The organism is Paraburkholderia panacisoli, assembly GCF_008369935.1.
Classification (GTDB): Bacteria; Pseudomonadota; Gammaproteobacteria; order Burkholderiales; family Burkholderiaceae; genus Paraburkholderia; species Paraburkholderia panacisoli.
The window spans coordinates 36,304-54,220 of sequence record NZ_VTUZ01000054.1 but is presented as its reverse complement, the minus strand read 5'-3'; the positions used below and the strand labels follow the sequence as shown (position 1 = coordinate 54,220).

16 protein-coding genes and 3 pseudogenes are annotated in these 17,917 nt (G+C 60.7%); 8 read left to right on the top strand and 11 right to left on the bottom strand.

Annotated elements, in window-relative coordinates; all coding sequences use genetic code 11:
* Window positions 1–123: pseudogene (locus FVF58_RS53630) on the top strand (IS630 family transposase); the annotation flags it as partial.
* A 186-nt stretch (window positions 124–309) separates the two neighbouring features.
* On the opposite strand, the gene FVF58_RS43605 reads toward FVF58_RS53630, so the two are convergent.
* From FVF58_RS43605 to FVF58_RS43595, 3 genes are all read right to left on the bottom strand, one after another.
* Window positions 310–1,125, bottom strand: coding sequence for an alpha/beta fold hydrolase (locus FVF58_RS43605; RefSeq protein ID WP_149675805.1), 816 nt, complete (start codon window positions 1,123–1,125; stop codon window positions 310–312).
* A 123-nt stretch (window positions 1,126–1,248) separates the two neighbouring features.
* Window positions 1,249–1,791 (bottom strand): 2,4'-dihydroxyacetophenone dioxygenase family protein, encoded by a 543-nt coding sequence (locus FVF58_RS43600; protein ID WP_149675804.1) that lies wholly within the window; start codon window positions 1,789–1,791, stop codon window positions 1,249–1,251.
* Window positions 1,792–1,834: 43 nt separating this feature from the next.
* A complete protein-coding gene (locus tag FVF58_RS43595) occupies window positions 1,835–2,401 on the bottom strand; it encodes a carboxymuconolactone decarboxylase family protein (protein WP_149675803.1) in 567 nt (188 codons plus the stop codon).
* Window positions 2,402–2,530: 129 nt separating this feature from the next.
* Here FVF58_RS43595 and FVF58_RS43590 point away from each other — a divergent pair, with 129 nt between their 5' ends.
* The 3 genes and pseudogenes from FVF58_RS43590 to FVF58_RS43580 all read left to right on the top strand — a co-directional run bounded on the left by FVF58_RS43590 (window position 2,531) and on the right by FVF58_RS43580 (window position 5,051).
* Window positions 2,531–2,968 (top strand): LysR family transcriptional regulator, encoded by a 438-nt coding sequence (locus FVF58_RS43590; RefSeq protein ID WP_149675802.1) that lies wholly within the window; start codon window positions 2,531–2,533, stop codon window positions 2,966–2,968.
* Between the two features lie 57 nt (window positions 2,969–3,025).
* Window positions 3,026–3,313 (top strand): transporter, encoded by a 288-nt coding sequence (locus FVF58_RS43585; RefSeq protein ID WP_149675801.1) that lies wholly within the window; start codon window positions 3,026–3,028, stop codon window positions 3,311–3,313.
* Between the two features lie 476 nt (window positions 3,314–3,789).
* Window positions 3,790–5,051: pseudogene (locus FVF58_RS43580) on the top strand (MFS transporter).
* A 749-nt stretch (window positions 5,052–5,800) separates the two neighbouring features.
* On the opposite strand, the gene FVF58_RS43575 reads toward FVF58_RS43580, so the two are convergent.
* Window positions 5,801–6,571 carry a TauD/TfdA dioxygenase family protein gene (locus FVF58_RS43575; protein WP_188131134.1) on the bottom strand — a complete coding sequence of 257 codons (771 nt, stop codon included), beginning with the start codon at window positions 6,569–6,571 and terminating at the stop codon, window positions 5,801–5,803.
* A gap of 539 nt (window positions 6,572–7,110) precedes the next feature.
* Here FVF58_RS43575 and FVF58_RS43570 point away from each other — a divergent pair.
* Both FVF58_RS43570 and FVF58_RS43565 read left to right on the top strand, forming a co-directional pair.
* Complete coding sequence (locus FVF58_RS43570) at window positions 7,111–7,914, top strand: glutathione S-transferase family protein (protein ID WP_246217476.1); 804 nt, start codon at window positions 7,111–7,113, stop codon at window positions 7,912–7,914.
* Window positions 7,915–8,150: 236 nt separating this feature from the next.
* Window positions 8,151–9,113 carry a D-2-hydroxyacid dehydrogenase family protein gene (locus FVF58_RS43565; RefSeq protein ID WP_149675799.1) on the top strand — a complete coding sequence of 321 codons (963 nt, stop codon included), beginning with the start codon at window positions 8,151–8,153 and terminating at the stop codon, window positions 9,111–9,113.
* Window positions 9,114–9,526: 413 nt separating this feature from the next.
* On the opposite strand, the gene FVF58_RS43560 is transcribed toward FVF58_RS43565, so the two are convergent.
* Window positions 9,527–9,778 carry a DUF417 family protein gene (locus tag FVF58_RS43560; protein WP_246217475.1) on the bottom strand — a complete coding sequence of 84 codons (252 nt, stop codon included), beginning with the start codon at window positions 9,776–9,778 and terminating at the stop codon, window positions 9,527–9,529.
* 167 nt (window positions 9,779–9,945) lie between these two features.
* On the bottom strand, window positions 9,946–10,311 hold the full coding sequence (locus tag FVF58_RS43555) for a carboxymuconolactone decarboxylase family protein (RefSeq protein ID WP_149675797.1): 366 nt from the start codon (window positions 10,309–10,311) through the stop codon (window positions 9,946–9,948).
* A gap of 200 nt (window positions 10,312–10,511) precedes the next feature.
* On the opposite strand from FVF58_RS43555, the gene FVF58_RS43550 reads away from it, so the two are divergent.
* Window positions 10,512–11,414 (top strand): LysR family transcriptional regulator, encoded by a 903-nt coding sequence (locus FVF58_RS43550; protein ID WP_149675796.1) that lies wholly within the window; start codon window positions 10,512–10,514, stop codon window positions 11,412–11,414.
* Between the two features lie 231 nt (window positions 11,415–11,645).
* A pseudogene (locus FVF58_RS43545) lies at window positions 11,646–13,078 on the top strand (ISKra4 family transposase); the annotation flags it as partial.
* Between the two features lie 271 nt (window positions 13,079–13,349).
* Here FVF58_RS43545 and FVF58_RS43540 read toward each other — a convergent pair.
* The 5 genes from FVF58_RS43540 to FVF58_RS43520 form a co-directional block, all read right to left on the bottom strand.
* Window positions 13,350–14,270 (bottom strand): glyoxalase, encoded by a 921-nt coding sequence (locus tag FVF58_RS43540; protein WP_149675795.1) that lies wholly within the window; start codon window positions 14,268–14,270, stop codon window positions 13,350–13,352.
* Window positions 14,271–14,288: 18 nt separating this feature from the next.
* A complete protein-coding gene (locus FVF58_RS43535) occupies window positions 14,289–14,768 on the bottom strand; it encodes a DoxX family protein (RefSeq protein ID WP_425469023.1) in 480 nt (159 codons plus the stop codon).
* 1 nt (window position 14,769) lies between these two features.
* Window positions 14,770–16,662, bottom strand: a complete 1,893-nt coding sequence (locus tag FVF58_RS43530; protein ID WP_149675793.1) for an amidohydrolase — start codon at window positions 16,660–16,662, stop codon at window positions 14,770–14,772.
* Window positions 16,659–16,946, bottom strand: coding sequence for a DUF1427 family protein (locus tag FVF58_RS43525; RefSeq protein WP_149675792.1), 288 nt, complete (start codon window positions 16,944–16,946; stop codon window positions 16,659–16,661). Before FVF58_RS43525 ends, FVF58_RS43530 begins: the two co-directional genes overlap by 4 nt.
* Before the next feature lie 312 nt (window positions 16,947–17,258).
* Window positions 17,259–17,912, bottom strand: coding sequence for a hydrolase (locus tag FVF58_RS43520; RefSeq protein ID WP_149675791.1), 654 nt, complete (start codon window positions 17,910–17,912; stop codon window positions 17,259–17,261).
* Window positions 17,913–17,917 lie beyond the last annotated feature (5 nt).

Below are 17,917 nucleotides of genomic sequence, written 5' to 3'. Positions count from 1 at the left end.
GACCTCGACAAAAAGCTCATGCGCTATATCCGTCAATACAACAAGCAGGCTGCCCCGTTGAAATGGAAGTATTCCGATCCAGCTCGACGCATCCGGTGCAATTCATCCGGTTCAATGGACTAGATACTGTGGAAGGGCTTCTCACCAGGCCCCTTGGAGCAACATGAGAGTTCGTCGCCTCGCTTTCGAAACACGCACACAATTGAACGGACGCCGTGCTGGCAAGTACCTTGCCGAACCTTGCATGAGCCCATCCGCGAGCTGGGCAAGGACCGGCGTGCGACAACCGTTCCTGCCTGCTGCTCTGCGTCAGATGAAGAACCCGGCCAACGCACGAGCCACTGCGGCAGCGTCATTTTCCATGGGGATGTGGCCCGCCTTGGGAATCCGGACAAGCTGCGTGTTCGGGATCTCTTTGGCGAAGCGCTCTGCGTGCTCGACGAGCTGGAAAATGTCGTCTTCGCCCCAGACGAGCAGCTTTGGCGTCTGCGACGCGCGAAGGCGCGGCAACAACTCCATCGTGTAACGATTGTCCGCCGCACCGGCTAAGGCGAGCCACGACCTTGCAACGCGCGGGTCCGTCCAGGGTTCGAGATACTCGGCCACTTCGCTTTCCGATGTTGGCCTCGCCAGTGCCGTGAGGACTGACTTGCGACGGGCAGCAAGGATATCCTCCGTCGTCGTCGCAGCGGCCACCGCCGGATCGCGGAACCGGGCAACGCCGGGCACTGGCCACGAATCGAACATCACTGCATTGATGAGCGCGAGCTTGCTGACCTCTATCTTCCCATCGACGAGCACCTGCTGCGCAATGCCCCCGCCAATGTCGTGTCCTGCGACGCCCACCGGTCCCACGATACCGAGCGCATCCAGGAAGCGCGGCAGCCAATCCGCCAAAGCGGGAATCGAGGCATCAGCAATGGTCAGCTCGCCACCCGAGCGGCCGGAGCCAGGGAAATCTACCGCGATGGGGCGTAATCCGGCGGCGGCCAGGTCATCGAGCACCGGCTGCCATACCCGGCTCCAATAGGTGCCGTGCAGCAACAACAAGACGGGTCCTGCCGGGTCACCGGCGCTCAGGTAGCTGGCCGGTACGCCAGCCACGTCAACAGTTCGTCGTTCCATGATGAAAATCCTCCATTGCAGCCCGTGGTACCGGACGATCGAGACGCCCGCCGCCGCCGCGCATAGGGCACATCTTTCTTCGTGCTTTCGCGGTATCCGAAAATTCCGGTGTAACGAATACGCTTAGCGAATGAACTGCTTTACGTAGTCGGCGCCGAGGCCGATCGCTTCGTAATGCCTGCGAGCCGCTTCGATTTTCGTGAACACATCTTCGTATCCCACTGCTGTGCCTTGGGGATCGACATAGGTGTACCCGCCCGTGACGTGGAACCATGTGATCATCTCTTTTACGTCCTCGGGCACGTACAAGGTGTGCGTCTCGCCTGCCGGCTCGTGTGCGTAGCCACCCTGCTCCGCAACCCAGTCGTGCTCGAGGTAATACCATCTGCCTCTCAGAACGATCGCGTGCACAGGCCCGGTATGGCGGTGGCGCGAGAGCACGCCGGACTGGCGCACTCTAAGCAGATTGACGTAGTAGCCCTGGCTGGCGCTGAGAAGCAGCGGCTTGAACGAAACAGCCGGCGTCATCGGCACCCAGAGGTTATCGTCCTCCAGCCATTTGTCGAGAACGCCCAGATGCACGATGTCGGGTGACATGTGAGGGGGTTGAGGCAGCTGATAAGGGATAGCAAGCTCATCGGGCTTTCTTGCAGTTGTGCTGGTCATGTTACGAGACCTCCATAAGATATCGGCGCGCAACGCGCACGGATCAGGCCGCGGACTTTACCGGCATCGTCCACTCGTTGCCTTTCATGAACGGATCGTACTGGGTATGTACGATGTGGTTTGTATAGTTGCTCATGACTTTCGTGGCGACTCCAAGTATCACTTCGAGCACGTTCTGGCGCGTGAAGCCGGCCGCGAGAAACGCCTCGACATCTGCGTCAGGAGCAAAGCCGCGTTCGCGTACGACAATCGTCGTGAAGCGATGCAGGGCTTCAAGCTTCGGATCAGGCAGAGGCTCTCCATCGCGCAGCGCGGAGATGACAGCGGGATCCATCTTGATCATCCGGGCAAGTGCCGAATGGCCGGCCATGCAGTAATGGCAATTGTTTTCGAAGTTCGAGGTCAGGTAGACGACCTGCTGCTCATGCGGGGTAAGCGTGCTCTTGGCAAAGAGGTCCCAGAGGGCGGAGTAGCCGGCAAGGAGCTCAGGCGATTCGGCCATGTGAGACTGGAGATTCGGCACAAAACCAAAGGTCTTTTTCGCGTCTTCCAGGGCGGGTTTTGAAGCGGCCGGTGCGGTCTCAATCGTGTACGACGGGAACGTGCTCATTGTCTTTTCCAAAAGGGAGATTCGTGGTATCCAGATAATGCGCGCGGGGTCACGCTCACAGTAGACTCCCGATGCACATAACATCCATTCCAGGCAGGCATAAAATGTTTAATGCGCCCGCCATGCCTGATGTCAGACTGCGTCGGAAAGCGGCAGCACATTGAGAAAGTGAGAAAGGTCGGGTACGAACCGGCGCTCCGGAAACAAAGGTTGCTCTCACCGTGCCGGAACAGAACGTCAGATATCGTCAGCAGCGTGCGGATGTTCGTCCGCATAATCCAAACCGGTTTCTTGACCGCCGTCGCAAAAGTGAACAATGTGACGGCCGCCCTGGTTTCGCGTGCAGTCACGTCGCCGGAGCAACAGTTGCGGACCGTCGCGCCGCATCGCACGTCGCGACATCTCCCTGTCACCGAACCCGGTGGACGTTTCGACGAGCGCGCCAAAGCGATTCTCGCAGCGATCGACCCGGCAACCGACGAGGCTCGCAGTGCAGGCGTTTCGCCGGCAGGCCGGTTGCGGCTGCATTGCGCACCCGGCATTGCGATTGGCACGCTCGCGACTTGAACCGCCGCAAGCTCGTGCGCGTGCTCCCGCTCGAACCAGGCGCGGCGAACCGATGGATTGCTCGTCAAGGCGTTGCGCAATCCGTTTCTCAAGCCGGTCGTATTTGCCTCCATTGGAGGTGTGCTCGCGTCGGTCTGCGGATGGACGTTGCCCGATCTCCAGTCGCTCAATATCATCGGAAGCACGACGGTCGGCCTCGCGCTGTTCTCGACTGTGCTCGTGCTCGTGCTCGCGGCGCAGGCGTTCAAGCTCGACGCGCAGGCGGATTTCGGCATTCTGTTGAGTAACGTTGTGCACCCGCTAATTGCACTCGCGCGTCAGCCTGCTAGCCGTGCCGAAGGCTAGTGCCGGACAGGCGATTCTGCTGGCGGCAATCCCCTGTGGGTCTTTCGGCATTCTGTTTGGCTTGCGGTACGGTGTCAGCGACGTGTCTGCGGGAACGACGCTTGTCGCTTCGAGCCTGCTATCCGCCTTGATGCTGAGCGGCACCATCGTCTTGCTGGGACACCTGTGGCGCGCCGTAGTCTTCGCGCTTGAAAAAGCAGGCCTGTGTGGCGCGATCACGCGAACGACGGCGCTCCCCACGAAAAATCGACCTTCGGCGAACGCGTCGATATTCCGCCAGGGAATGAAATCTATTGCCCGAGCCTGTCTTCTGCACTGCGGCAAATGCATCGAAACTTTCAGCCTGTCTTCTGCACTGCGGCAAATGCCTCGAAACTTTCGCTATCTACTGCACTTGATTGGTAGCCTGTCGTCGTCGCAAGTGGCGGCAGGCTCTCGTCACACATTGCTCGTCAACCGATACGAGACAGAGCCCCATGAGCACGACCCTCGCTTCCCCGGCCCGCGCCGGCACCGCGCCGACAATGGCGCGCAGCCTGATCCTGCGGTTCGCCTTCAGTTGCGGCGCGATCGCCGCAAACCTGTATTACGCGCAACCTATCATTTCGCTGATTGCGGCAGACCTGCACATGTCCGAAGGCACCGCGAGCTTGATCGTCTCGCTCACGCAGATCGGCTACGCGGCCGGGCTGTTCTTCCTCGTGCCGCTCGGCGACCTGGTCGAAACAAGCGGCTGATGATCATCAGCGCCGTGCTATCGATCGCGAGTCTCGCTGCCGCCGCGATGCTGGACGAGCCAGCGCTCTTTCTCGGGATCTCGCTATTGATCGGCTTCACGTCGGTTGCGGTGCAGCTGCTGGTTCCGCTCGCCGCGCATTTCGCGGTGGCCGAAACGCGCGGCCGCGTGGTCGGCACGATCATGAGCGGGCTGGTGCTCGGCATTCTGCTCTCGCGTCCGATCTCGAGCTTCATCGCCGGGCACTTCGGGTGGCGTGCGGTATTCGGCTTCGGCGCAGTCGTGATGACGCTCGTCACGGTGCTGCTGGCACTGACGCTACCGCGTCGGCGCCCCAGCCATTCGGCAAGCTATCTGCAACTGATCCGTTCGCTCGAGCACCTCGTCGCGACGCTGCCGGTGCTGCGCCAGCGCTCGCTGTACCAGGGACTGATGTTCGGCTCATTCAGTCTGTTCTGGACCGCGGTGCCGATCGCGCTGATGAACCACTACCACCTGTCGCAGACGGCGGTCGCCGTGTTCTCGCTGGTCGGCGCGATGGGCGCGACGTCTGCCCCCATCGCGGGGCGCCTCGCCGACGCCGGCCACACGCAACGCGCAACGGCGTTCACGCTCGCGCTGGCGGCGATCGGCTACCTGCCGGTCATGCTGGTTCCAGGCCTCGGAGGTTCGGGCTCGTCGGAACCGGGCTTCTGCTCGACTTCGCGGTGCAGATGAACCTGGTCGTGGGCCAGCGTGAAATTTACCAGCTCGATTCGAAGAGTCGCAACCGTCTGAACTGGATCTACATGACGAGTGTCTTCGTCGGCGGCGCCGTCCGGCTCCGCAATCGCGAGCACGCTGTACAAGCAAGGCGGCTGGACTTGGATCGCGGTCGCCGGCATGCTGGCCCCGCTGCTCGCACTCAGCCGATTTTCTGTTTGCCGAAAAGCCCGCGCAATAAATAATAACGACCTCGCTCGAGCGCTACGCAAGATGCGAGGCCACGCGTCTGCCCGGTAGCGCCCCTCGTAGCAGGTCGCACCGCAACGATGCAGGCCAGGCCCGAGGCGCCGCGTGTCGCAGAACGGAATGGCATCCGGCAATCCATGCCTGCGAGGAAAGCCGGTTATGCCCGCGACAGCCTGTTGTGGCCCGCTACTTCCCCCGATGATGAAGGCGATCCCGGCGCGATCAATCGGCGACAGGAATGGCGACATGAAGATGGTGGCGGCGAGCACATCCGGACCCGACGGAAAGGCCTAGGGCAAGCTTCTGCCCTTCTCTGGCGATGAGTTCGCAGGATCTCGCGGTTGGCCCGAACGGCAACGTGCCGGTGTCGAGCGAATATCCGTTCGGCGCGTTGGGAGCCGCCACGCCGGTCAGGGAGTATGACCAGGTTGCCGGCTCGCTGGTCCGCGTGTTTCGGGCCTGGCGGTCGTCTTCATTGTGTGGCAGAGGATTCGGTAGTGGTATTCGCTTACAACACGGGACGCCGCCGCGGCGCCATTGTGCGGCATCCGCGCCCGAACGGGCAAGACATCGAGTTCTTCAGATATTGAATCATCGGTCGAAGTCGACGGGAGTGACCATCTCCTGGATCAACCGGTGACAACGGAAGTGCACGTCAGCGTGGTGGAGTCGGGTTCGTTCCCGGCGGACGATGGTTGACTCGGCGATAACGGCGCGCCGCATTGCGCAGAGCGCGTGGTGCGTCGTCGGCAAGATGGAGATTTTGCGCGGGGGCCGGCATGCCCACGGGCCAAGGTCTCTCAGATCTGAGCGTGGCCCCAGTACACGCCATCCGCCCGTATCGTCGTTCGATCCAGAATGCGATGCTGATCCACCGAGATCGGCGTAGCGCGGTGGGCAACCCGGAAGTTGTCGGCAATGACGACATCGCCTTCGCGCCAGTGATGGACGTAAGCGGCACCTGCGCGGGAGAGATGATCGTCCAGATCGGTCCGCAATGCCATGAACTGTTCGGGCGTGTAGCCCACTACGCCACTGGTAAGGCCGACGTTGAAGTAGAGCGACGGCTCGCGTGTCGCAGGATGCCGCACGACGAGCGGATGTTTGATCCCGTTTCGATGCAGTGTGATGAGGCCGTCGATTGCGGGCTTCCTCTCATCCGGCAACGTCCTGTACGCCTCCCGCAGATCGGCAAAAAGCGTCTCGCCGCCATTGACCGGTTGCGCGACCAGATACCAGATCGAAATAGGCGTGGCCTCCGCACGAAACGAACCGTCGGAATGCCAGTAGCGGCCAACGTTCGTATGACCTCTCGCGGGGCGGCTTGCCACGCGAAAAATTTGCGGATATTCGGCCAACTGCCCTTCGCCTGGCGAAAACGTCTCGAGCGTGCCAAAGACCTCCGACATCCTGACCTGCCTGGCAGGCGAAAGCTTCTGATTCCGGATGACCAGCAAGCCATACTCGAGAAGCGCAGTACGCAACCCGTCCACATCGTCTTGCGTCAACGCGGTCAGGTCGACCTCTTCGACGTGCGCGCCAAAATCCATATTCATCGCCTTGATCTTCATCGTTCCTCCCGATGGTGCCAGCCGTCCCAGCCCTCTACCGTTGGAATGCGGCCGTGAGTCGATGCAGAACATGCTAGCCAAGGGAATGTCAGCGGAGTAGTGCCGGGCGCGGCATATGATTCATTCCTCGGGGCAATACCGTGCTGCGGGGCAGGGCTTCCCGAACCCGGTTGCTTGCATCGTGGCCATCCGGATCATCCAGGGATGAGCGCAGTACAAGGCTGCAATCGTCAGGGAACCGCGCGAAAACACCCATGCACGGCGGCTTCCTTCCGCACCCCGATCTCCTATGATTTACCGCTCGATCCGCACCGCGGAGCTCGAGCAATCCTGGTAGTTCTACACCCGCATCCTTGGCTTCCGTGGGGGTTTCCGACTGCCGTTCGACTTCCCGGGCATCGGGCTGTACCTGGGCGACGACGAGTCCGAATTCGGTGCGGTCCCCTTTACCGTTCACGAGTAGCGCAGGCTCGCGGCCACGTTGCACCTTCACGGAAACGACCGAAGCGTGAGTAAGCTCACAGCCATTCCACAAGGGAATGAACGATATCACCATGCCCTGTCTACCGCATCTCGCCAAGAAGGCACAGAGTACGGCGATACCGGCCGCGCGGAAAGTGGCAAGCAAGGCTGATCGCTCGACACGTCTCATGTCCGGACCCGTGACGAACAAGACGCGCAAAGCGTTCAACCCCAACCAGGAAAACAGAGTGATCAATGTCTATGCTCTTTCAACGCCCAATAGTGTGCGCGTCCCGTTCGCGCTCGAAGAGCTGGGTGTCGACAATGTGCTCAATGCCATCAACTTGCGCAAGGACGAGCAGAAACACGCCGACTATCTTGCGATGAATCCAAACGGGAAAGTGCCTGTTATCGTCGATCCCGATGGCGACAAACTGTTCACGCTCACCGAGTCGGGGGGCGATCCTCGTTTATTTCGCAGAAAGACAGGACGGCTCGTTCCCGCCGATGCGTTCGGCCGCGCGCGCGTGATCGAACAGATGTTTTTTCATTTGAGCGGTGTTGGCCCCGCGCCAGGACAGCTCGGCTTCTTTAAACGGCAGGCGACCGAGCAGATCTTCTATGCCATCGCGCGATTCCAGACAGAAGCCGAACGTGTTCTCAAGGTTCTGGACGGCACGCTTTCCCGCTCGGCGTTCGCCGCCGGCGACGCCTTCACGATCGCAGACATTGCCCTTTTCGGTTGGCTATGGCGCCGCGAGTTCGCCGGCAATGACTTCGAAGGCACGCCCAACATTGCGCGTTGGTACGAGACGGTTGCGGCACGGCTGGCAGTCGCTCGTGCGATCAAGCGGGTGACCGCTCTCGTCCGACCGGCCTGAGCCGCGAGCTGCCGATGCCGGTCGCGCGCGCCGATCAAATGCGTGATCCATGGCGGGAGAATCAGGACGCGCTATTTTAGGCACAGTTGTCAATCATGGCATTGACGACAAATTGAGATCACGGGCCACCCGCCGGGATCAAATCGGCGACCCGCGACGCAAGTGCATTCGTTGGTGGTTGCCCCGCCCTATTTCGGACCTCGTGTCCTCGTATAGATGAAACAGGAGTGTGCCGCATGAACGTCAATTCCCTCGTCAAGGTCGCGATCCTCGATGACTATCAGAATGTCGCGCTGACTCTTGCGGATTGGTCACCGCTGAATGGCCGCGCAAGCATCAATGTGTTCAATGACCACATCGCCGAGCCCGACGCCCTGATCGAGCGGCTCAAGCCATTCGACATCGTATGCGTGATGCGCGAGCGCACGCCATTGCCTCGTGCGATCCTCGAGAAACTGCCTGATCTCAAGGTCATTGCGTCCACCGGCCTCGCCAACGCCTCCATTGACGAGGACGCTGCCGTCGCCCTGGGGATCGCCATGCTCCACACGGGCTATTCCTCGACGCCGACGATCGAGTTCACATGGGCGCTCATCCTTGCCATTGCCCGAAATATTCCGCGCGAAAATCAGTCGCTGCGCAACGGCGGGTGGCAACGCTCGGTGGGCGACGAACTCGCAGGCAAGACACTTGGCCTGCTCGGGCTTGGCCGTGTCGGATCGGCAGTAGGCACAATCGGCCGGGCATTCGGCATGAACGTGGTCGCCTGGAGCCAGAACCTGACGCCCGCGGCGGCCGCGGAACATGGCATCCAGTACGTTACGAAAGACGAATTGTTCTCGATCTCCGATTTCCTCTCCATTCACGTGCGCCTCAGTGCGCGCACACATCACCTCGTTGGCGCCGCCGAACTGGCGACGATGAAACCGACGAGCCGCCTGATCAATACCTCCCGCGGCCCTATAGTCGACGGTACCGCGCTGCTCGACGCGCTCAGGACGGATCGGATCGCCGGCGCGGCGCTGGACGTCTACGATGTCGAGCCCCTTGAAAATCCCCATCCGTTGCGCGATCTGCCCAATGTGCTCGCCACGCCGCATATCGGCTATGTGTCGAAGGAGTTGTACCGGACGTTCTACGGCGATACGGTCAAGAATATCGTTCGCTGGCTGGACGAAAACGGACGCCCAGCGCAGTAGTCTGGGCAACTGAAACGTCAATCGAGTGCCGCAATCTTTTTCTGTTTATGGGCGCGAACCCCACTAGCGGATGGCTTCGCTCATGCGGGGTCTCGCTGGACCGCAAGGGATTCGTCCTGACGGGAGCCGATATCGATGACGGCGTGCTCCGGCCGCTTCCGCTGCAAACCCGTGTCGACGGCGTATTTGTGATCGGTGATGCTCGCGCCGGCTCAACCAAACCGGTCGCCGCTGCTGTTGGCCAAGGAGCCGCCGTGATCACACAGATTCACCAGTTCTCAGCGCGCAAAGGCAATTTTCGAAGGCGAACGCAATGCATAGCCGACGATGCCGAAGATACTTGCATCGGCAAAACGGCAGTGGGCTCAACCATCAACGCCGCGCTTTCACGGTTGACCCTGTGCCCGGCGACATCACGAAACTCGTCGACGCGGCGTCAACGAAGCCAGAACCAGCGTAAGGCACGCCCCAAGCAACACGATATCCTTGATCAGGAATTGCTCCACGAGCGTCGAGATAATGGGGATGCCACTCGCGCTGTGCAGCGTGATGCCCGGCGTGCTGAAAACGAACGAGACCGTCAATATGAAAGTCACGCTGGAACGCCGCCCCCATGCCGATACAAACGGAGCCGCCACCCGGGTAATCAGCAGCGGGGTCGTCACCAGATCGATCGTGCCAACGACCCCGTGTCGTTGATACGGTAGAACGTTTTTGTGAACATCGTCACTGCAATCGCCGGGGGGATCTCCACCATTTGCGTCTAGCTGCAGCCCACCGCACGGATCATTTCATATTGCTGAGCGCTGATCGTGCCGCTCGTCGTCTGCAGTTAACGCACGAAGCGCACCAACGCATCGCGGCGGCCCTCCTCCGTCGGCCCGGCGGCCCGGATCTGACGCAGCGACTCCGCCGACAGCCCCGTCATCTTGTCAATTACCGTGCGCGCGGCCACGCGGCAGTCGCAACCGGTGATCTCGCATACGAACAACCTGATCGTCTCCAGTTCCTGCGTGCTCAGGGTGCCGGCGCCCAGCACGCCTTGCGTATTCAGTACTGCCTTGAGCTCCTGCGGGAACAGTGCGCCCAGCGCGGCGAACAGGTTCGGCACACCACCAGCAAGCTTCTTGACCTCGGCACACACTTCGGCCGTTGCGCCGGTCGCCGACTCGATAGCGGCAACAGTGATACGGCTCACGGTGAAACTCGTTTCTTTCCCGGCTTTGTAAGGAGCCGGCACTTTAAGGCTGCAGCGTGATCTTGATCAGCCCCGTCCGGATCAATAAAATGCGCGTTAGTATCACCCGGGGGCGCTTCTGCCTGGAGCGCTTGTCGTGCCCGACCGGTCTGATGCAGGAACGCGGGTGCTCCTACTATGTGCCCAGCGAGGAGAATGCCGTGGATCGGCTAACAGCGATGGAAACGTTTGTCTGCGTGGTGGAGTCCGGTAGCTTTTCAGGTGCCGCGCGCATACTGAATGTAGGGCAGCCCGCCGTTTCGAAGACCATCGCACTACTCGAAGAACGGCTCTCGGTGCGCCTATTGCTGCGCTCCACCCGAGGGTTGACGCCGACTGAGGCAGGCCAGGCGTTCTATGGTCGCGCAAAGCGCGCGATCGAAGAAGCAGAGGAAGCGGAACTCGCCGCCCGCGGAGCCGGAAGCAACCTCACGGGACGCCTGCGCGTATGCGCCCCTGTTACGTTTGCCAGGCTGCACATCGTGCCGGCCATCGGATGGTTCCTCGAAGCCCATCCTGAGCTCAACATCGACCTGGTGCTCGACGATCGCAACGTCGATCTGCGCGAAGAAGGCATCGACATCGCGTTGCGCATCGGTCAACTCGAGGACTCGAGCATGACGGCACGCAAGATCGGCGAGGCCCCGCGTCTGGTTGTCGGGACGCGGGCATACTTCGAACACGCGGGTATTCCCGCTTCCCCAGCGGACCTCCCTTCGCATCAGGCAATTGTCTATAGTCAGCGCGGTGGCGGCACCACGTGGACGTTTCGGCGCGGCAGCTCGGAATTGGTCGTCGTGGTATCGGGGCGCGTGGCCGTCACGGCAGCTGAAGGCCTGCGCGCGGCGGTTCTCGCCAATCTCGGCCTGGCCGTCGTATCCGAATGGATGTTTTCTCCCGAACTGAAGAGCGGTGAGGTCTGCTCAGTGCTGAACGACTGGTGTCTGCCCCCCGTTGAGCTTTGGGCCGTATTCTCCGCGGGCCGCATGGCCAACGCCAAAACACGCGCGTTCCTCGACTTTCTCGTAGATACCTTGGGCTCCGATGCGCGTCCTCTGAACTAGACTACAGCGTCCCGCAATTACTTTTAATAAATGGTTGCATGGTCTATCCTGGTCGCATGAGCCGAGGTCGTCATGCAACGCCAGTGAAGCTGGCCAGGAAGGACCGGGAGGAACTGCTAGCGCTGATCAGGCGCACGACGGCTGCACAGCGTGATGGGGAGCGTTAAAAACCTTGGGGTTTCAGCGCAGGGCGCCCAGGATTCCGGCAGCCATGGCCGCCGGAGGGTTGGGATGAAAATCACAATTCGCGTTGAGATCACCACCGATTGGAATGAAACAGATACGTTCGAAATCTGTGAGCTCGAACGTCCCTATCGCCAACTTGAACCGGAGAAGATCGGCCTGTCGCTGGCCGAAGGGAAAGATGTGCTGCACAGGCTTCAGAGGATTGTGGTGGCAGCACAGGCAGAAGAGGTCTGCATGTCACCGTTTCCTCGACCTCAAGGACCGGCGGATTCGCAGGGTGGATACGGTCTTTGGTACCGTGCCATTTCGCAGTGCCCTGATCGTTTGCTGTCCGTGCGAGACGCCCTTCCAGATGAAGTATCCGTATAGTCCGATGACCGAATTCGTCCCCGAGCGGGCGACCGCGGAACTGCTGTCGCTTGAGGCCAGGCTCGCGGCACAGATGCCGTATCGCCAGGTCGTCGCCATGATGCGTGAGTTCCTGCCTGTGCGGGAGACATTGAACCCTGTGACCGTGCGGAACAGGGCGCTACGGGCAGGTGCGCGCGTCGAGGCTGTCCAGCCGGTTGCATGTCGCGCCACGAAGGAAGATACGGAGTGGACGCTGGCCATCGAGCGAGGATTCGTTCGGGGGCGACGTAAATCAGAATGTTCGAACTTTGAGGTTCTAACGGGGCGCCTGAGCGCCAAAGACCGGACTTCGCGCGTACTCGCGTTCGTGAGAAACAGGTTGCCGGATATTGTGGAGCGGCTTACCACCCTTGTAAAAGCCACATCCGGAAGCGATCGACCGAAACTGTCGGTCATCACCGATGGTGCAAATGGCCTGCAGTCAATCACTTGTCGATTGCCGCTTTCTTCTACACCTGTCCTGGACTGGTTCCATGTATCAATGAGGGTGAGGTACCTCGAGCAGATCATCAAGGGCATGCGTGCGCGGACGGAAACGGAAAAGGCCGCCCGACGTGTGCTGATCTCCCGTGTTGACAAGCTGCGCTGGTGCTTCTGGCACGCGAAGCTCGAGAAAGCGAAAACCCGGATGCAGAGCATCCTGATTCTCTGTCGGGTGATCGTGCCTGAAACGCCGGGCATTGCAGAGAGTCTGGCGCAGCTTGACTACCGGACTCGAGCGCTTGTTGAATATGTCGAAGCGAATGGCGGGTCGACGGTGAACTACGGCGCGCGACATCGTTGCGGCAAACCTATCTCGACCGCCACGGCCGAGTCTGCAGTCAATCAGGTACTCAATCAGCGCATGTGCAAGCGTCAACAAATGCGCTGGTCTCCGATCGGAGCTCATCTGCTTGCCCAGGTCCGATGCGCTGTGATCAACGGTGACCTTGTTGAACGACTTGCGAGATACGAGCCACCAAGGAAACCATTGTCGCGCGAAGCTGCCGAGTTACTGGAGTAGTTCGGGTTGGCATCGGAGTTACAACCCCAAGGTTTTTAACGCTCCCATTCAATGGCGAAACCCCTGCCCCCATTGGCATAGTCCGGTGACAACATTGCTTCGTTTTACCGCAACCGCAGCCAGGACAGTATCTTCGGGTTTCATCAGACCCTGTGCGGAAAATCCTAGCATGGTCTCGCTATCGTACCCGTCGCCTGCAATCCTTTTCCGTCGCCTCAGCCGCCGTAATCATCTGACCCTGAGACCTCCCAACGGCGACGTCGCGGGCAATCAAAGGAAACCAGACCGTCCCCGCCTCCTTCCCGGGCGGGGACGGCCGGTACATCCGGCCTGGCTCAGCGCGCGGCCGCGTGAATCTCGGCGATGTAACCGCCCGGGAACTGCACGAGCGCGGCGTCGCGGCCACCCGAGGTGCACGGCTGCACGAGTACGGTCGCGCCGGCCGCCTGCGCTTTCTTCAGTGTGTCGGCGAGATCCTTCACCTCGTAGCCGGTCAGCTCGTGCCCGAACGGGTAAGGCAGATGGCCGTCGGTCACGAGAACGGTGATCTTGCCAAAGCCTGATTCGATCCGGACGCGACGATACGTGTCGGCCGGCCGACCAATCTCGATGCCCGGCGCCTTGCGGTCATCGGACACGACCTTGCCATGCGAGAACACGACGAGGTCGTGGATGAGCGCGTTCGCGCGCTCCGGCGATACATACACGCGATTTTCCGGCACCGTCTCCAGCGGATCGTAGTGCGGCGCCTGCTTGTGCCAGTACAGCTGCATGTGCACACCACCCGGCCACGAGATCAGCGCATCACGCCCGATCGGATCCGGGAACGTGTCCACGTATACATCCGCGCCATGCGCCTTCGCCGACTTCACCGCCGCATCCATGTCGGTCACGAGATAGCCGGTGCGCTCACTGCCGAACGGGTACGGAACCGGCGTCTTGAAGCCAAATACTGACAACGTGCCGGCCGGCGTGAACACGAGCTGCGACATCGTCTGGCTCGGCGTCGGCGTCACCTGGAAGGCGCCCTCCTGCGACTTATGGCCGCCAAACGTCGAGACGAAGCTGTCGGTGAACCTGTCGAAGTCCTCTGGCGCGACGTAGACGTGTGTCGTGTCGTACTGCGGCCCTACGGTCAACGACGGCGCCGCCGCGGGCCTGACTAGCACCGGGGGGCTGGCTGGCGCCAGCGACGAGGCCACGGCGAGCGTGCCCGCGACCAGCGCGGTTACAGCGAGGGAACGGAATTTACGCATGATGTTGAAAGTCCTCTGTTATGCATGATGTTGAAAGTTCCTATCTGGGTTCAGTTGTGCGTTGCCACGGGACCGGTGTGCGCCGCTGGCCAGATACGTCACCGCAATAAAGGCGGCAATCAATCCGAGGTGCTCAAAAAAACCGTTCAATGCGATGAAACGTGCATTGCCAGTCAGACTCCAGAAATTGTTGGCGACCAGCATGGCAACGGCGGTCAGTGCGGACAGACCGCCTGCGCCCAGCCAGACAAGCCGGTTGAAAACCACGCAGAAGGAGCCGCCCAGTTCGACGACAATCGCCAGCGTCGCCCACAGTACCCCTGGATGCAGGCCGAAATGCCCCTGCTCCAGAATGGCGTCGTGGAAATGCGCGAGCTTGTCGACGCCCCCAATCAGATACGCAGACACGAGGGCGAGCCGCGCCAGCGGCAGCACCCACGAGCGTGCCAGCAACGCGGCCACCCACGACGGATTTCCCTGTAGCGCGCTTGTCCTCACGTCAGACCGCCCAGCAGGAGCAGCCGAGCGCGCCCCAGAAACCATGCAGGTCCGAGGTCGGCGCATTGGCCGTCCACGCGCGGGCATGCGCGTGACCGTGCACACCGCACGCCGTCGCACAACCACACGACGCCGCTGCGACCTGCTGCAGCGCCGCTTCGCCGTTGCCGCTCGCGTTCTTCCACGCGGCGAAACCACCAAAGCGACGCACCGGCGACCAGTCCGGCATCGCGGGCGGCGGTGCGCTGTCGTCGAACGACGCGAATTCACCCGTGCCGTATACGACCTTGCCACCCATCACGGTCAGCAGCGACGTGGTATCGGCAATCTCGTCCTCAGCGCACGCAAAGAAGTCGCGGTCAGGGACGATCAGGTCGGAAAACTGACCTGCCTCGATCCGGCCTTTCTTGCCCTCCTCGTTCGAGAACCAGGTCACATTTTCGGTCCACATGCGCAGGGCTGTTTCGCGATCAAGGCAGTTCCGTTGCGGATACATCCGCAGGCCACCCACCGTCTTACCCGTCACCAGCCACGACAGCGATACCCAGGGGTTGTACGACGCGACCCGTGTTGCGTCCGTACCGGCCGAAGTCCGGATTCCCTTCTCCAGCATCTTCGCAACCGGCGGCGTGGCCTCGGCTGCCTTCGCACCGTAACGCTCGACAAAGTACTCTCCCTGGTACGCCATCCGGTGCTGCACCGCGACGCCACCACCCAGCGCACCGATTCGGTCCATGGACTTCTCGGAAATCGTCTCGGCGTGATCGAAGAACCAGTTGATGCCGCCAAGCGGCACGTCCCTGTTGACCTTCTCGAACACGTCGAGCGCGCGGCTTATCGTTTCCTCATAGGTCGCATGCATACGCCACGGCCAACGGTTCTCCGCCAGTACACGCACGACTTCTTCCAGCTCGCCCTCCATCTGCGGGGGCATATCCGGACGCGCGACACGGAAGTCCTCGAAGTCCGCCGCCGAGAACACCAGCATCTCGCCTGCGCCGTTGTGGCGGAAGTAATCGTTACCCTGCTTGTACTTTGACGTCTTCGTCCAGTTCAAGAAGTCTTCCTTCTCCGCCTTCGGCTTCTGCGTGAACAGGTTGTATGCGAGACGGATCGTCAGTTGGCCTTCGTCGGACAGTTTCTGGATAACCTCGTAATCGTCCGGATAGTTCTGGGAGCCGCCGCCCGCGTCGATCGCACCGGTCACGCCCAACCGGTTAAGTTCGCGCATGAAGTGGCGTGTCGAATTCACCTGATAGTCGAACGGCAGTTTCGGACCCTTCGCCAGCGTCGCGTACAGGATCGATGCATTCGGCTGCGCGAGCAGCAAGCCGGTCGGATTGCCGGCGTTGTCTCGCACGATCTGTCCTCCCGGAGGCTCCGGCGTGTCCTTCGTGTAGCCGACCACGCGCAGAGCCGCCGCATTCAGTAGCGCGCGATCGTACAAATGCAGAATGAACACGGGGGTATCGGGCGCAACCGCATTCAGTTCTTCGATCGTGGGCAAGCGTTTCTCGTCGAATTGGTGCTCGGTGAATCCACCCACCACGCGCACCCATTGCGGCGCCGGAGTGACGGCAACCTGCTCGCGCAGCATGTCCATCGCGGTGGCAAGGGAGCGCACACCATCCCAACGCAGCTCCATATTGAAGCTCAGTCCGCCGCGAATGATGTGAGTGTGATTGTCGATCAGTCCGGGCAGTACTCTGCGCCCCTTCAGGTCGATCACCCGGGTTGTTGACCCTGCGAGCAGCAGGACCTCGGCGTCGCTGCCCACCGCAGCAAACTTGCCATCCTTGATCGCAACAGCCGTTGCCGCGGGGTTCGAACGATCCAGCGTCGTAACCCGGCCGTTGTAGAGGATCAGGTCCGGTTGAGTAATGGTAATGCTCATGAGTGTTCCTCTTCGTTGCCAACAAGCCCCCGGTCTGCCTGCAACACGGCATGACACGACCGTTTGCTGGAAAGACGACCGGTTCCGCTCGCCTGATGCGATAGGGGCGGTGGCGTCGAATAACCCAACAACTGCCTCGCGGAAGGAATCGCCTGCTCGCCGATCAGCATGCCGAGCAGGCCCAGCAGTGCGACAAGCGGAGGTGCTGGCGAACGTACATTGATCACGCTATAGATAATGCCGACCAGGATGCCGGCGCCTAGTGATAACAGATAGAGTTTCATTGGTCCTGCCCTGACGTCGAAGTATCGGATTGAAGCGCGCCAGTCGCTCCAGCTAATTACGCAAAGCGGCGAGATCGACTGGCTGCATCGCCAATCAAGGACCCTGGCAACCTACGACAATTCAAAGACAAAAAATCGGACGACCGGTTTAGTCGCGCGGCGTAGATAACGCAACAAATATCTCGTTATCCTGAATATATAATGATCGCCGTGTTGCCGATCGCTGTCACTGGTCAACCTGCACTTCGATTTTCGCCACCGGCTCGACCGGCGGCGATAAGACCAAGACCGAGCGGGTATGACAAATCTCGTTCAGTGTCCCTCGGAACCGCCGAACATCGTCTTCGCATAGATCAGACCTAGTCCGTAACCACCGCCGTGCGCTACCGAGGTTTGCACTGTTTCAGTGTAGGTTTCGGTGCGAGCCCAATCGCGTTGCAACTCGAGCAAATATTGCAACGACGTCATCGGGCGTGCGCCTTGTTGGACGAGGCGATCTAGCGCGCGTTGATGCGCTTCGTCCGAAACATCGCCGCACGCATCAGTGATAACGTACACCTCAAATCCCTGATCAAGCGCCGAAAGCGCCGGCCCGACGATACAGACGCTGCTCCAGAGACCCGCCATCACGATGCGTGATTTTCCGATTTCGTTTACGCGAGCGGTGATGCGAGGGTCCTCCCACGCATTCATGTTAGTCCGATCAATCATCGTCTGGCCAGGAAATGTCGAGCTGATCTCTTCGAAAATCGGACCGGAGAACGCCTTTTCTGCGACGGTAGTCAGAATCGTCGACACGCCAAACTCGCGGGCCGCCTTCGCGACCAATGCGACATTGTTGCGCAGAAGAACCGCATCGATCGACTTCGTCGCGAATGCCATCTGCGACTGATGGTCAATCATGATCAGCGTGTGATCGTTAGGGGACAAAAGGGTCTTTCCGGGCTTCGCTTGTGCTTGGGCCATCTTTA